Annotated in this window: 13 protein-coding genes; 7 read left to right on the forward strand and 6 right to left on the reverse strand. The window is 61.1% G+C overall.

Annotation, left to right across the window (positions count from 1 at the left end):
- Positions 1 to 137 precede the first annotated feature (137 nt).
- Positions 138 to 1628, reverse strand: coding sequence for an aldehyde dehydrogenase family protein (locus ACX3YD_RS25810; RefSeq protein WP_458961369.1), 1491 nt, complete (start codon positions 1626 to 1628; stop codon positions 138 to 140).
- 225 nt (positions 1629 to 1853) lie between these two features.
- Positions 1854 to 2582 carry a hypothetical protein gene (locus ACX3YD_RS25815; protein WP_458961370.1) on the reverse strand — a complete coding sequence of 243 codons (729 nt, stop codon included), beginning with the start codon at positions 2580 to 2582 and terminating at the stop codon, positions 1854 to 1856.
- A 379-nt stretch (positions 2583 to 2961) separates the two neighbouring features.
- Between ACX3YD_RS25815 and peaA the strand changes: the two genes are divergently transcribed.
- The 4 genes from peaA (at position 2962) to peaD (ending at position 7536) form a co-directional block, all read left to right on the forward strand.
- Positions 2962 to 4542, forward strand: a complete 1581-nt coding sequence (gene peaA / locus ACX3YD_RS25820) for a quinohemoprotein amine dehydrogenase subunit alpha (protein ID WP_458961371.1) — start codon at positions 2962 to 2964, stop codon at positions 4540 to 4542.
- A gap of 95 nt (positions 4543 to 4637) precedes the next feature.
- Positions 4638 to 6068, forward strand: coding sequence for a quinohemoprotein amine dehydrogenase maturation protein (peaB, locus tag ACX3YD_RS25825; RefSeq protein ID WP_047527340.1), 1431 nt, complete (start codon positions 4638 to 4640; stop codon positions 6066 to 6068).
- Position 6069: 1 nt separating this feature from the next.
- Positions 6070 to 6393 carry a quinohemoprotein amine dehydrogenase subunit gamma gene (gene qhpC / locus ACX3YD_RS25830; RefSeq protein WP_007971075.1) on the forward strand — a complete coding sequence of 108 codons (324 nt, stop codon included), beginning with the start codon at positions 6070 to 6072 and terminating at the stop codon, positions 6391 to 6393.
- Positions 6394 to 6417: 24 nt separating this feature from the next.
- On the forward strand, positions 6418 to 7536 hold the full coding sequence (gene peaD, locus ACX3YD_RS25835) for a quinohemoprotein amine dehydrogenase subunit beta (RefSeq protein WP_458961372.1): 1119 nt from the start codon (positions 6418 to 6420) through the stop codon (positions 7534 to 7536).
- Between the two features lie 143 nt (positions 7537 to 7679).
- On the opposite strand, the gene ACX3YD_RS25840 is transcribed toward peaD, so the two are convergent.
- Positions 7680 to 8081, reverse strand: a complete 402-nt coding sequence (locus ACX3YD_RS25840) for a lysozyme inhibitor LprI family protein (protein WP_047527345.1) — start codon at positions 8079 to 8081, stop codon at positions 7680 to 7682.
- A gap of 64 nt (positions 8082 to 8145) precedes the next feature.
- Positions 8146 to 8544, reverse strand: a complete 399-nt coding sequence (locus tag ACX3YD_RS25845; RefSeq protein ID WP_103405869.1) for a GFA family protein — start codon at positions 8542 to 8544, stop codon at positions 8146 to 8148.
- Between the two features lie 202 nt (positions 8545 to 8746).
- Between ACX3YD_RS25845 and ACX3YD_RS25850 the strand changes: the two genes are divergently transcribed.
- Positions 8747 to 9229: an SRPBCC family protein gene (locus tag ACX3YD_RS25850; protein WP_103405868.1), complete on the forward strand. Its 483-nt coding sequence runs from the start codon at positions 8747 to 8749 to the stop codon at positions 9227 to 9229.
- Positions 9230 to 9563: 334 nt separating this feature from the next.
- On the opposite strand, the gene inhA is transcribed toward ACX3YD_RS25850, so the two are convergent.
- Positions 9564 to 10250, reverse strand: coding sequence for an isonitrile hydratase (inhA, locus tag ACX3YD_RS25855; RefSeq protein WP_458961373.1), 687 nt, complete (start codon positions 10248 to 10250; stop codon positions 9564 to 9566).
- Positions 10251 to 10340: 90 nt separating this feature from the next.
- On the opposite strand from inhA, the gene ACX3YD_RS25860 reads away from it, so the two are divergent.
- Positions 10341 to 11324 (forward strand): GlxA family transcriptional regulator, encoded by a 984-nt coding sequence (locus ACX3YD_RS25860; protein ID WP_090468199.1) that lies wholly within the window; start codon positions 10341 to 10343, stop codon positions 11322 to 11324.
- A 35-nt stretch (positions 11325 to 11359) separates the two neighbouring features.
- Here the strand turns inward: ACX3YD_RS25860 and ACX3YD_RS25865 are convergent, their stop codons facing one another.
- Positions 11360 to 13186 carry a glycoside hydrolase family 15 protein gene (locus tag ACX3YD_RS25865; RefSeq protein WP_458961374.1) on the reverse strand — a complete coding sequence of 609 codons (1827 nt, stop codon included), beginning with the start codon at positions 13184 to 13186 and terminating at the stop codon, positions 11360 to 11362.
- A gap of 174 nt (positions 13187 to 13360) precedes the next feature.
- Between ACX3YD_RS25865 and ACX3YD_RS25870 the strand changes: the two genes are divergently transcribed.
- The gene (locus ACX3YD_RS25870) at positions 13361 to 14536 is read left to right on the forward strand and encodes an MFS transporter (protein ID WP_458961375.1); all 1176 of its coding nucleotides are present in this window, start codon (positions 13361 to 13363) and stop codon (positions 14534 to 14536) included.
- Positions 14537 to 14597 lie beyond the last annotated feature (61 nt).

Genomic DNA, 14597 nt, shown 5'->3' on the forward strand with positions numbered 1-14597 from the left:
ATTTGTGCTGTCTGGACCGGCCCCATCGCGGGCAAGCCCGCTCCCACAGTGATTTGTGTGAGGCCAATGAATTCAGCAACGCCACAAAACCTGTGGGAGCGGGCTTGCCCGCGATGGCGGCCGAAAGGGCCCCGCTATTACAGCTTGATCAACACCGACTTCAACTCCGTGTAATGCTCGATCGCCGCATAACCCATCTCGCGCCCGACCCCCGACATCTTGTAACCGCCGAACGGCAACGCCGGGTCCAGCGCGCTATGGCAGTTGACCCACACAGAACCGGACTTGATCCGCGGAATCATCCGGTGCACCGCCGCCAGGTCATTCGACCAGACACTCGCGCCCAAGCCGTAAGGGCTGTCGTTGGCCATGCGCAGCGCATCAGCTTCGTCATCGAACGGAATCGCCACCAGCACCGGGCCGAAGATTTCTTCCTGCACCAGTGAGTGCTTCTGATCGACGTCGACGATCACCGTTGGCTTGACGAAAAACCCCGGCCCGAATTGCTCGCCGCCGCAGGCAATGGTCGCACCGCTTTCCCGGCCTTTTTCGATATAGCCATACACCCGCGCCTGCTGGCGCGCAGAGATCAGCGGCCCCATCTCGACGCTCGGGTCCAGGCCGTTGCCGAGTTTCATGGCATTGGCGATGCCGGCGATGTCCGCCACCACATTGTCGAAATGCTTGCGCTGCACATACAGGCGCGAGCCGGCGCAGCACACCTGGCCCTGATTGAAGAAAATCGCGCTGGCGGCGCCGGCGGCGGCGCTTGGCAGGTCGGCATCGGCCATGACGATGGTCGGCGACTTGCCGCCCAATTCGAGGGTGACCCGGGTCATCGAGTCCATGGCAATCTTGCCGATCTGTTGGCCCACGGCGGTGGAGCCGGTAAAGGTCAGCTTATCCACCAGCGGGTTGTGGGTCAGTGCGGAGCCGGCGGTGATGCCCGTGCCGGTGACCACATTGAACACGCCTTCGGGATAACCGGCTTCCAGTACCAGCTCCGCCAGCTTCAATGCGGTCAGTGGCGTTTCATCGGCAGGCTTGAGCACCACGGTGCAACCGGTGGCCAGGGCCGGACCGAGCTTCCAGCAGGCCAGCAGCAACGGGAAGTTCCAGGCAACGATGGCACCGACCACACCCACCGCTTCGCGACGGATAAAGCTGTGGAACTGATCGTTGGGCATCAGCGGCAACGACACCTCGACGCTGGAGCCTTCGATCTTGGTCGCCCAACCGGCCATGTAGCGCAGGAAGTCGATGGCCAACTGCACATCCATCACCTGTGCGACGGCAGCGCTTTTGCCATTGTTCAGGCACTCCAGCTGCGCCAGCAGCTCGGCGTCGCGTTGCATCAGGTCGGCGAGTTTCCACAACAGGTTCTGCCGCTCCCGGGGGCGGGTACGGCTCCAGGCCGAGTCATCGAACGCGTGACGCGCGGCGAGCACGGCGCGGTCGACATCTTCCGGCGTGGCCCGTGGCACCACACAAAGCACTTCGCCAGTGGCCGGGTTGTGCAGGGGCATGGTTTGGCCGTCGGCGGCCTCGACCCAATCACCGCCGATCAACATGCGCGGTGCGCGCTGGATGAAGGCCGAAGTGGCGGGGAGTAGATTCGGGAGGGACATGGCAAAGCCTCTTGTTGTTCGTGAGAACGAGACTTTCGCAATGGCTGTGCCAACTGCCCCGGGAAGGCCTTACGGCCCGCTGTTGGCGGGAGTTGGATAAAGCCCGGGACGGGCGGCAGCGGGGGAATTGTCGCAAATCGCGACGTTGGCTGAGACGCACGCGACGGATTGGTCAGCCCCGGCCAGCGATGAGGCCAGGGCGTGTCCGGGCAGGGCTATTGGGAATCAGACCTTCTCATTGATTCTTTTGGCATCGCGTGCAGCCACGATTGCGGCATCCGTCTGCGGCGTCCCCAGTTCACCTTTACGCCATAACTGGTGTGAGAAATAGCCGTCGATGGCTTCAGCGCTTGGCGCGTTGCCCTTTGGCAGAAACAGGGCCGCCATATCAATAGTGTTGGCGAAGTTGTCTTTGGTCAGGTTGTACTTGCCCAAATGGCTGCCTCCCCAGCCTGCATCGGCCGCGACCAACTCGATGGACGTGTCCCGGTAACCGCTCGCCGCCATTTTCAGTGAGCTTGAGGCATTGAGCAGTGAGTTCAGTTGATCCATGTCTGAAGCACTCAGCTCGTTGGCGGTGTTCAGCACTTTGAGGTTGCCATCGGCTTCAATGGTAAAGCCGAATTTCTTGTTGGCGAGATCCGGAAAAACATCACTCAAGGCCGACTTGAAGTCTTCGAACGCCAGTTTCAGCGACTCGTGCGCATTTTTGTGCTGTTCGGCAATTTGCGGGAAGTCAGCTGCCTGGGAACGGCCGATCCAGGTCTCGATGACTTCCATTGTCGGGCTGATTGTCTGGGCTTCATCGCTGGGATGGTAAACCGCCGCCGGATTGAGGTTGACCGCCGTCTTTTGGAGGTCTTCGCTGAGCGATGTCTTTGTCAATGGTTGCGCAGTTTTGCTCAACTCAGCGGCTGATGGCTGGATAAAGACAGAGTTTAAAGAGATTGCCATGTCGTCATTCCCTGATCATTGGTCGTAAGTCGTTTATCGACGAGTTGAAGCCAGGCTTGAGCGATTGCGTTTCGACAGACGTTACTGAATGTGTCGGGAGTGTATTGGGAGGTGACTGCAAACATAGGCATCTATGCTTGTCTCAGATTGCAACAGCTGTCGCGAAACTGGACGCCGGGGCTTGGGGTAAATGCCGACGCAATGCGGTGATAAACCCGTAACTGTTTGATTAAAAAGATTATCGGCAAGCTGGCACGCTCCGTGTATTGCTCATCGCAGACGTTTCTACTGCCTCCGTCAGCGGCTCGCCGCCGGCGGCAGAAACCCAAAAAACGATAAGCCACAAAAATAAGAAAGCACCGTGCGAGGTTCGACGTTGATGAAGAGAAAACTCCGATCAGGCATGAGCGCCAGCCTGCTGGCTGTAGCCGCTTGTATAGCACTGCATTCGCCTCACAGCCTGGCAGCCCGCGACGCCCAGACCATCCTCAAGGAAACCTGTCAGGGCTGTCATACCCCCGAAGCCGATAACGCCCTGAGCCGCATCAGCCACCAGCGCAAGACGCCGGAGGGCTGGTTGATGAGCATCGCCCGAATGCAGACCATGCACGGTTTGCAGATCAGCGATGAAGACCGCCGGACGCTGGTCAAGTACCTGGCCGACACCCAGGGCCTGGCACCGAGCGAGACCGACGGCGTGCGTTATGCACTGGAACGCCGGCTCAACACCGCCGAGAAGTTCGACGAGCAGACCAGCCAGATGTGCGGTCGCTGCCACTCCGGTGCGCGGGTTGCCCTGCAACGACGTCCGGCCCAGGAATGGGAGCGTCTGGTGAACTTCCACCTCGGCCAGTGGCCGTCCCTGGAATACCAGGCCCTGGCCCGCGATCGCGACTGGTTCGATATCGCTCGCAAAGACATGGTGCCGCTGTTGGCCAAGCGCTATCCGCTGGACAACCCGGCCTGGAAGAAATGGCAGAGCGTGGCGCCGAAGTCCGATGCACTGGTGGGCGACTGGAGCTTCAGCGGTCATTTGCCGGGCAAGGGTGAACTGGCGGGTGTGATGAGCGTCAGCGCCGACGGCAGCGACACCTTCAAGGTCAGCGTCAAAGGCCAATACGCCGACGGCACCCCATTCAACGGCGACGGCAGCGCGATCCTCTACACCGGCTACGAATGGCGCGGCAACGTGACCATCGACGGCGTGACCATGCGCCAGGTGTTCGCCGCCCAGGGCAATGCGATGCAGGGCCGGATGTTCGAGGCCGAGCACGATGAGCGTGGCCTGGACTTCGTCGCCGCCAAACAGGGTTCCGCCCGTTTGCTGGCGGTGCAGCCGGGTTATCTGAAGGCCGGCAGCGAAAGCGAAGTCACCCTGGTCGGCAGCGGTCTGAGTGGCAAGCCAAATTTCGGCAAAGGCGTGGAAGTGCTCGAAGTCATCGAGCAGAGCCCGCAGCGGATCAAGGTCAAACTCAAGGCCGCCGCCAATGCCCAGCCGGGTCTGCGCGCGGTCACTGTCGATACGCTGAAAGGCCCGAGCCTGTCGGTGTACAGCCAGATCGCCGAAGTCAAAGTCGTGCCTGAGTTCTCGGTGGCGCGGATCGGCGAGGGCGGCGGTTCGACGCCGAAAGTCCAGGGCCGATTCGACGCCGAAGCCTGGGGCAAGGGCGCCGATGGCAAGCCGTATCGCATCGGCGTGTTCCCGGCGCAGTGGAAGGTCGAGGCCTTCGACGACCGCGCCAGGGAAGACGAAGACGTCAAGTTCGCCGGCACCATGCAGGCCGACGCGGGCGTGTTCACACCGGGCGATGCCGGACCGAATCCGGCGCGCAAAATGTCCACCAACAACGCCGGCAACCTCAAGGTGATCGCCGCCGTCGACGACGCAGGGAAATCCCTGACCGGCGAAGGCCACATGATCGTGACTGTGCAACGCTGGAACAACCCACCCATTCCGTGATGTTGAAACGTGAGCTGCACTGACAGCAAAGGCTTCAGACACTATTCGGAATGACCGCAAGCCCCGCAGAACGGGGCTTGCACAGGAGGTTTGCCATGGGCGCTATCTTGAATCTGGTCGAACGCAACCTGCACGAAGTGCACGTTGATGCCGACCGCATGCTGTTCCATATCCCCAGCAGTTCGCTGTTCGCCAGCGATGAACTGACGGGCACCATCATCGATACCTTGCGCGGCCCCGGCTGCTCGTCGGACGACCTGATCGAGCGGCTGGCTACGCGTTTCAACGGTGAAGAAGTCACTGAAACACTGCGCGAGCTGATGGCCCTGGAACTCGTCAGCGACGGCTCGCCGCTGACCCCGGACATCGCCACCAAACGGGTCGAGCGCACGGCGATCAACACCGTGGTGCTCAACGTCAACACCGGCTGCAACCTGAGCTGCACCTACTGCTACAAGGAAGACCTGGACAAGCCCTCGGCCGGTAAGAAAATGGACGTTGAGACCGCCATTGCTTCGGTGGAGATGCTGCTGCGCGAATCCCCGGACGAAGAACGTTTCACCGTGGTGTTCTTCGGCGGAGAGCCGCTGAGCAATCGCAAGCTGATCGAGTACATGGTCGATTACTGTGAAAAGCGTTTTCGCGAGGCCGGCAAGTTCGTCGAGTTCGTGATGACCACCAACGCCACGCTGCTCACCGAAGAAACCGTGGACTACCTCAACGCCCACCGTTTCGGGCTCTCGGTAAGTATCGACGGGCCGAAAACCGTGCACGACCGCAACCGCATCACCGTGGGCGGGCAGGGCACCTACGACGTGGTGCGGCGCAAGGCCGAAATGCTGCTGTCGCGCTACAACAGCCGTCCGGTCGGCGCGCGGGTGACCCTGACCACCGGCGTCACTGATGTCGAAACCATCTGGGATCACCTGTTCAACGAACTGGGTTTTGCCGAAGTCGGTTTCGCCCCCGTCACCTCAGGCGACATCAGCACCTTCAACCTGACCAGTGACGAGCTGATCGAAGTCTTCGCCAACATGAAGAAGCTCGGCCGACGTTACCTGGAAGCGGCGCTGGAGCACCGCAACATCGGCTTCTCCAACCTGCATCAGTTGATCACCGACATCCACGAAGGCCACAAAAAAGCCCTGCCTTGCGGCGCGGGCCTGAAGATGCTGGCGGTCGATCACAAGGGTGAGTTGAACCTGTGCCACCGCTTTACCGGTTCGAGCCTGCCGACCTTCGGCAACGTACACAGCGGCGTGAAACAGGTGGAGTTGAACGACTTCCTGTCCCAGCGCCTCGACCGTACCAACACCGGCTGCGAAGACTGCCAGATCCGTAATCTGTGCTCCGGTGGCTGCTACCACGAAAGCTACGCCCGCTACGGCGACCCGACCCATCCGACCTATCACTACTGCGAACTGATGCGTGACTGGGTCGACTTCGGCATCGAGGTCTACACCCGGATCATGGCTCATAACCCTGCGTTCATCAGCAGCTACATCACTCCGCGCAAGGCTCACTGATATGAAACATCTCAAGGCAATCAATAACAAAGCGTTGAAGCTGGATCAGGCCGCGGACGAAAACCGCATCGAAGAAGTGGTGGCGATGAGCTCGGTGGCGGGCTGCGCCTCGACCACCGACCCGGGTTGGGAGATCGATGCATTTGGCGGTGTGTCGTCGCTGTGCCAGCCGATGGAAGCCGACCTGTATGGCTGCTCCGATCCGTGCTGGTGGCCGGCCCAGGTGCCCGACATGATGAGCACCTATCCGGACTGGAACAAGGATGCCCAGGCGTCCAACGAAAACTGGCGCAACCTCGGCACTGTCTTCCCCAAAGACAAGTGATCAGATAAGAAGAAGGATTCCAGCATGCACAGCATCAAAGCCTGCGGCCTGGCCGCTTTCGCCCTCCTGAGCACCTGTTCGCTCAGTGTTCTGGCCGATGAAAACACCGCATTGCAAGACGGTCACGAATACATGTTGACCACCAATTACCCGAACAACCTGCACGTGATCGACCTGTCCACGGACACCTTGTACAAGACCTGCAAGATGCCCGACGCCTTCGGTCCCGGCACCGTGCAACTGTCGCCGGACCGCAAGACCGCCTATGTACTGAACAACCACTATGCGGATGTCTATGGCGTCGAACTGGACAGCTGCAAGCAGGTGTTCCACGCCAGCATCACCCAGAAGCCGGGGGAGAAAGCGCGGTCGATGTTCGCCTTTACCCTCAGCCACGACGGCAAGGAACTGTTCACCGTCGCCAATCCGACGTTGATGCTCAACGACCGCTACGAAGTGCAGCAGCCGCGGCTCGACGTGTACAAGACTGACGCCGGCATGGACGCCAAACCGGTGCGCAGCTTCCCGGCGCCGCGACAGCTGACCATTATGCAGAGCGGTGACGACGGCACGCTGTACGTGGCGGGGGCGGATGTCTACAAGGTCAACGTGCAGACCGGAAAATTCGACGTGCTGATCCCGAGCCGCCACTGGAAGCGCCCGAACTACAGCGCCCCGGACGTGCTCTACGTGTGGAACCAGCAGACCTATCGCCATGACTTCTCGCTGCTCTACACCGCCGCGAAATTCAAGGACAAGAAACAGGACCCGGCCACTGCCGAATACCTGTATGGCCTGTTCAGCATCGACCTGAAAACCGGCAAGACCGAAACCACCGACTTCGGTCCCCTGACGGAAATCTACTTCAGCGGCATGCGCTCGCCCAAGGACCCGAACCTGATGTTCGGCGTGCTTAACCGCCTGGCCAAGTACGACATCAAGCAGAAGAAACTGCTCCAGTCCGCCACCCTGGATCACTCTTACTACTGCATTTCCTTCAACAAGGACGGCAGCAAGATCTACCTGGCCGGGACCTTCAACGACGTGGCGATCTTCGATGCCGACAGCCTGAAGCAGATCGGCAGCATCAAGATGCCAGGTGGGGATATGGCGATTACCACGGCGCAGGTGTTTGTGCGGTAATCACGGCGCCTGAGCTGCCTTCGCTGGCAAGTCAGCTCCTGCAAGGATTTCGGTGGATCACACATTTGTGTACGCCGCTGAACCCTGTAGGAGCGAGCTTGCTCGCGATGGGGCCCCCACAAACACAGCAAAAATAGGCAGAGTCAAATCCCCGGCACCGGACACCCCAAATCCCCTTCCTGACACTTCAGATACGTCTTGAACGTCTCGACCCGCGCCTTGGTCAATTGCGTGATGCAGTTGCCGTAGACCAGCGGATAGACACTCCCGCCTTCCACCCCTGACGCCGAAAACTTGCACTCGGCATCCCTGAACGCAATCCACGAACGCTGTGCGCCCACCAACAGTTTCTTGCTGTCGGGATTGGCCTTCAGTCGAGCGGTGATTTGCTGGTAGAGCGCATTCAGCTCCTTGTCAGCCGCGGCGTGCTGTTGCGACGCGCACTGGTTCATTGTCGCCTGGTCGGAGGCGTTGTCGCAGTCCACGGCATGGGCCATGGGGGTCAACATCAAGGGTGCCAGCGCCAGAAGAAAGCGTGGATGCATGTCAGAAGCTCGCTATGACAGGGAAAAGAGCGGTGCAGTTTAGCGCAGTGCAATCTCCAGCCCTCTACGTCTGCCATTCAGGGTGTTTTTTCACCGCGTCACAGGCAAGCCAGGGCACGTCGTGGGACGTCCAGATGTGCGCCTGAGGCGTCATTTCCGGATCGTCATCCAGTGTGGCGACACGAACGATCACGTGGGGCTGGGCCAAACGTTCCGCCATCAAATGCGAGCCGCAGACTGAACAGAAATGCCGCCACTTACCCGGTGAGGACTCATGGCTGCTCAGCCGATCCTGGCCCTTGATCCAGCGAAAATGCTCGCGCATCACTCCGGCAGTCGACGCAAAAGCCGCCGCGTGTGCCTTGCGGCAGGTATGGCAGTGACAATGGCTGATGGGCATGTCGAGGCTGTCGACTTCGTATTGGATGGCTTTGCACAGGCAGCTTCCCTGCAGTTTGTTCACGGTGCCTCCCGGTGGCATGGCTGGATTCTGCGTTGTGGCGGGCAACGTTAGCAGGTTTGTTCGACGCCAACCGCCACCGTCAAAGCAGAACTTATCGCCACGAATACAGCCGAATACTTCGGGCAACGTTGATCGCCACACAACTTTAGGGTTGGACAAGTGGTCTTACAGGCCTACTGTTGTTCAGTACAGGAGGTGACTTATGAACCCAGCATCAGATCGCATCGAAAGGAAGATCCTGCTCAAGGCGCCGCGTTCACAGGTCTGGCGCGTCATAGCCCATGCCGAGCAATTCGGGAAATGGTTTGGCGTGGCGCTGGACGGAAGGCGTTTTGTCGCCGGCGAGTGGACCCAGGGGCAGGTGACGTACCCGGGTTATGAACATGTGTTGTGGAATGTGTTGGTCGAACGGGTCGAGCCGGAGCGGCTGTTTTCGTTTCGCTGGCATCCATACGCCGTGGAGCCGGGCTTCGATTACTCCCAGGAGCCCACCACACTGGTGAAATTCGAGCTCGAAGACATGGAAAACGGCACGTTGCTGAAGGTGTCCGAGTCGGGATTCGACCACATTCCCCAAACTCGCCGACTCAAGGCGTTCCGCATGGACAGTCGTGGTTGGGATGAGCAAATGAGCAACATCGAGCAGTTTCTTATCGCCAAGGCTCACGAACGCCAAGTGGAGTGATGGCACCCGGATAGCTGCAAGTCAGCCACTGGTCGCGTCACTCGCGGCCTCCGAGCTCGATGTCCGACGTCTCTCAGGGATTTCGGAAGGGCCGCTATAGCGAATGTCCTACAAGTGTTAGTAGATATGTCCTCTATCGCAGATTGGATCCCATGCGTATTCTGGCCCCATCCACTGAAGCACAGGGAGTGCTCAGGATCATGGATGATCGGCCTGCATGGAATGCTGACGACAGGGAGTCGTAATGGTCTTGGAAGAACCCGCCTCGGCGGGTTTTTTTATGAGCGCAAGAAAAGTACTGGCTGCGGGGACCCGGTTCCCGCAGCCATTTCTGTCAGCGTCGATCCAGTTTCGCCGCAGCACGTTCGGTGATTTCTGCGCGCAGCTTCAATGAACCGGCAGCGCGTTTGCGGGCTTCTTCCAATACGCTGGCGGGCGCCGTTTCCGGACTGCCTGCGGCGAACGGCGGCGCCGGGGCGTATTCGAGCTGCAATTGCACCAGTTCGGCGGTGTCCTTATCGAACAACTCCGCCGCCAGGGTCAGGGCGAAATCGATGCCGGCGGTGATTCCACCACCGGTCAGCAAATTGCCGTCGCGCACCACCCGGTCTTTCACCGCAATCGCCCCCAGCGGTGCCAACAGTTCGTGATAGGCCCAGTGGGTGGTCGCACGCTTGCCCTTGAGCAGGCCCGCCGCACCGAGCACCAGCGAACCGGTGCAGACCGAGGTGACATACCGCGCGTTGGCGGCCTGGGTCTTGATGAAATCCAGGGTCTGCTCATCCTCCATTAATGGCCCGACGCCACTGCCGCCCGGAATGCAGATCACATCCAGCGCGGGGCAGTCGTCAAAGGTGACGGTCGGTTTCAACATCAGACCGGTGCTGGCGGTGATCGGCATCAGGTCCTTCCAGATCAAATGCACCTTCACATCCGGCAGCGAGGCCAGCACGTCGTAAGGGCCGGTCAGGTCGAGTTGCTGAACCTGTGGAAACAACAGAAAACCGATCTGCAAGGTCATGGTGTATTTCTCATGAAATGGGTGGACGGCTTCACTGTAGGCTCGTAGGATTTGGCGCATACGCCAATTACCCCACGAATTACGCCAATCATGCCCAAGACCATTCATGTGCTCGCCTTCACCAACGTGCAATTGCTGGACGTCACCGGGCCGTTGCAGGTCTTTGCTTCGGCCAACGACATCGCCCGTCAGCAAGGCTTGCCGCCGCCCTATGCGCCGACGGTGATCGCCAGCGGCGGCGGGGCGGTGATGTCGTCGGCGGGGTTGGCCTTGCTGGCCGAACCGTTGCCGGAGCAGGGCAGCGACACCTTGATCATCGCCGGCGGCTGGGGCGTTTATGCGGCGGCTGAAGATCTGCCGCTGGTGGCGTGGGTGCGCGAGCATGCAGCGGGGTGTCGGCGGGTTTCATCCGTATGCACCGGGGCGTTTTTGCTCGCGGCCAGTGGCTGGCTCGATGGGCGGCGTGTGGTGACCCACTGGACCCGTTGCGAGCAGCTGGCGCAGCAGCATCCGCAATTGCAGGTCGAACCCAATCCGATTTTCATCAACGACGGTCCGGTCTGGACCTCGGCCGGGGTCACCGCCGGCATCGACCTGGCGCTGGCCATGGTCGAGCAAGACCTCGGCCGTGGCATGGCCCTGGAAGTTGCCCGGCAACTGGTGGTGTTCCTCAAGCGGCCCGGCGGTCAGTCGCAATTCAGCGTGACCCTGTCCTTGCAAAAAGAAGGCAACCGGTTCGACGAGCTTCACGCCTGGATCAGCGAAAACCTGACCAAGGACCTCGGCATTCCGACCCTGGCCCAGCAGGCCGGCATGAGCGAGCGCAGCTTCGTGCGCCATTACCGCGCCGACACCGGCCAGACCCCGGCACGGGCCATCGAGCAGATCCGCGTCGAGACCGCGCGACGGCTGCTCAGCGACACCGGCGTGCCGATCAAACGGGTCGCCGTGCAATGCGGGTTCGGCAGCGAGGAAACCCTGCGACGCAGCTTTCTGCGCGCCATGGGCGTGACACCACAGGCCTATCGTGAGCGGTTTTCCGTCAATGCCGGGACAGATCCAGTGCTGCCTTGAACGGGATGCTGGCGTTGCCACTGTAGTCAGTCCGTTCAAGGCTGCCACACACTCTTTTCCCCACTCAACTTCCGATCCAGAAAACACGCCGAGCTGATCAACGCCAGGTGCGTCAGCGCTTGCGGCGTGTTGCCCATGTGCCGCGCCTGGCTGTCGAATTCTTCCGCGTATAACCCCAGCGGGTTGGCGTAGCGCAGCAACTGTTCGAATTCCAGATGGGCCTTTTCCACGCGGCCGGCCCGGGCCAGGCATTCGACGTACCAGAACGAGCACGCGGCGAAGGCGCCTTCGGTGCCGGGCAGGCCGTCGATGGGGTTGTCGTCATTGTGATAGCGATAAACCATGCCGTCGCGCACCAGGTTCTTTTCGATGGCATCGAGGGTGGCCAGCCAGCGTGGGTCCTTGGCGCTGACGAAACGCACCAATGGCATCAGCAGCATCGAGCCGTCGAGGGCGGTGCTGCCGATGTGCTGGACGAAATGCCCGCGTTCCTCGTGCCAGAAATTTTCCCAGATATCGGAATAGATGGCCTGCCGCGTCTGGTCCCAACGGGCGAACGGGGCGGGCAGGGAGCGTTTCGAGGCGAGGCGGATCGCCCGGTCCAGCGCCACCCAGCACATCAGGCGCGAATGCAGGAAATGATGCTGCTCGCCGCGCATTTCCCAGATGCCGACATCGCCCTGCTGCCAGGTTTCGCAGACCTGATCGACCACTTCTACCGTGTGCTTCCACCCTTCGTGGGAAATGGCTTCGCCGTACTTGTTGACCAGGTACACCGCGTCCATCAGCTCGCCGAAGATATCCAGTTGCACCTGTGCATACGCCAGATTGCCGATGCGCACCGGAGTTGCACCACCATGGCCGGACAAGTGGGTGAGTTCGATTTCCGGCAGTTCCTGACGGCCGTCGATGCCATACAGGATATTGAGTTTCATCGCGTGGCCTCGACAGTCACTGACCCGCCCGCGCAACCAGCGCATGTAGGCGTTGGCCTCGTCGACGAAACCCAGGCGCATGAAGGCGTAAACGGTGAACGAGGCGTCGCGGATCCAGGTGTAGCGATAGTCCCAGTTGCGTTCGCCGCCAACGCTTTCCGGCAGGCCGAAGGTCGCGGCGGCGAGGATGGCGCCGTGTTTGCGCGAGGTGAGCAGCTTCATCGCCAGTGCCGAGCGATTGACCATTTCCCGCCAGCGACCGCGATAGCTGGACTGCCTGATCCAGTCGCGCCAGAACTTGAGGGTGCGCTCAAGACACAGATCGGCGGCGCCCTCCCTGAAGCGCGGATCGTCGATGGCGCCGAGCAGAAACTCGGCGGTCTGATCCTGTTCGAGGGTGAATTCGGTGACCGCCACGTTGCCGTCGATCCTTAGCGGTTGGTCCGTGGACAGCCGCAGTGACGGTTGATCGGCGGCGCTGAAAATCACGTCTTTGCCGTCCAGTCGTGCGAGGGTCTTGGCGCGGGCGTAGTCATGGCGTACGGCGCAGCGCAGGCGAAACGTCGCCCGGCCACTGACCACCCGCACCCGACGCATCAGCATCGGCAAATCATCTTCGGTGTCGCCGATGGGCAGCAGATCGGTGATTTCAACAACAGCGCGGTCACTGAGCCAACGGGTTTGCAACACGTTGGTGTCTGGCAGGTAAATCTGCTCGCGACGCGCATCGGGCAAATCCGGGGACAGCTGGAAAATGCCGGCCTCGGGGGTGTCCAGCAGCGAACAGAAAATCGACGGACTGTCGAACTCCGGCCAGCAGAAAAAATCCACGCTGCCCTTGTCGTTGACCAGCGCGGCGCTGCGCATGTCACCGATGATGCCGTGGGCGTCGATGGGGCTTTGTCGTTCCGGGTGATGATCAGGCATAACCGTGAAACTCCGGGAGTTGAGCTCCTATGCAACTGACTGGCCCGAACGCCCTGGAGTTCATTCGATGGGAGAGCAGGGTGTCTGTGGCCTTCACATTCAAGCAACAAATTGCCGCTTCCCCCTCAATCTGCCGTTGTGGCACTTTGCAGGCCCCTATCGAGGCCGGACCCCATGGCGAACCCCTACCGCGAACTGTTCAACGCCCCTGGCAGTCGTGCCTTCGTGCTCGCGGGGATGATCGCGCGCATGCCGATTTCCATGACCGGCATCGGTCTGATCACCATGCTCTCGCAGTTGCAGGGCGGCTATGGGTTGGCCGGGGCAGTGGCGGCGACTTTTGCCCTGGCCACGGCGTTTTGTGCGCCGCAGGTGTCGCGGCTGGTGGACCGTTTTGGCCAGCGGCGAATCTTGCCGGTGTCGGCGTTGGTCGGGGGCGGGGCGCTGTTGATGGTGTTGCTCTGCACCCGCTTGCAGGCGCCGCACTGGACGCTGTTCGTGTTCGCCGCGCTGGCCGGTTGCATGCCGAGCATGTCGGCGATGGTGCGGGCGCGCTGGACCGAGGTCTATCGCGGTCAGCCGCAACTGCAAACGGCCTATGCCCTGGAATCGGTGCTGGACGAAGTCTGCTTCATTGTCGGGCCGCCCTTGTCGGTCGGGCTGTGCGTGGTGGCGTTCCCCGAGGCCGGGCCCTTGGCAGCGGCACTGATGCTGGCGATCGGCGTGACCGCGTTTGTGTTGCAACGCGACACCGAGCCCGCGCTGCATCCCCATGAAGAACATCACCAGGGGTCGATCATCCGTTCAAGGGACATTCAGTTGCTGATGCTGTTGATGGTCGCCATGGGCACCATCGTCGGCGTGGTGGATGTGGTCAGCGTGGCCTTCGCCCAGCAACAGGGGCAACCGGCGGCGGCGAGCGTCGTGTTGTCGGTGTATGCCATTGGTTCGTGCCTGGCCGGGCTGGCGTTCGGCGCATTGCGCTCGAGCGTGCCGCTGCCGCGCTTGTTCCTGTACGGCGGCGTGGCGACGGCGGTGACCACCTTGCCGCTGCTGTTGGCGGTGAACATTCTCGGGCTGTCGCTGGCGGTGTTCGTCGCGGGGCTGTTTTTTGCGCCGACGCTGATTGTCGCCATGGCCCTGGTGGAGCAAATCGTGCCGCCGGCCAAACTCACCGAAGGCCTGACCTGGCTGGTCACCGGGTTAAGCATCGGCGTGGCAATCGGCGCCGCCAGTTCGGGGTGGCTGGTGGATGCCTTCGGGGCGCGCAGCGGATTCTGGGTGGCGATTGCGGCGGGGGTGGTGGTACTGGGGTCGGCGGTGCAAAGCCACCGTCATTTGAAAGGATGATTCACCCGTGGGAGCTGGCTGGCGATGGCGGCATCGCAGACGGCAAAAAATGCCCGCCTCT

Source organism: Pseudomonas fluorescens group sp. PF-1 (assembly GCF_054481335.1).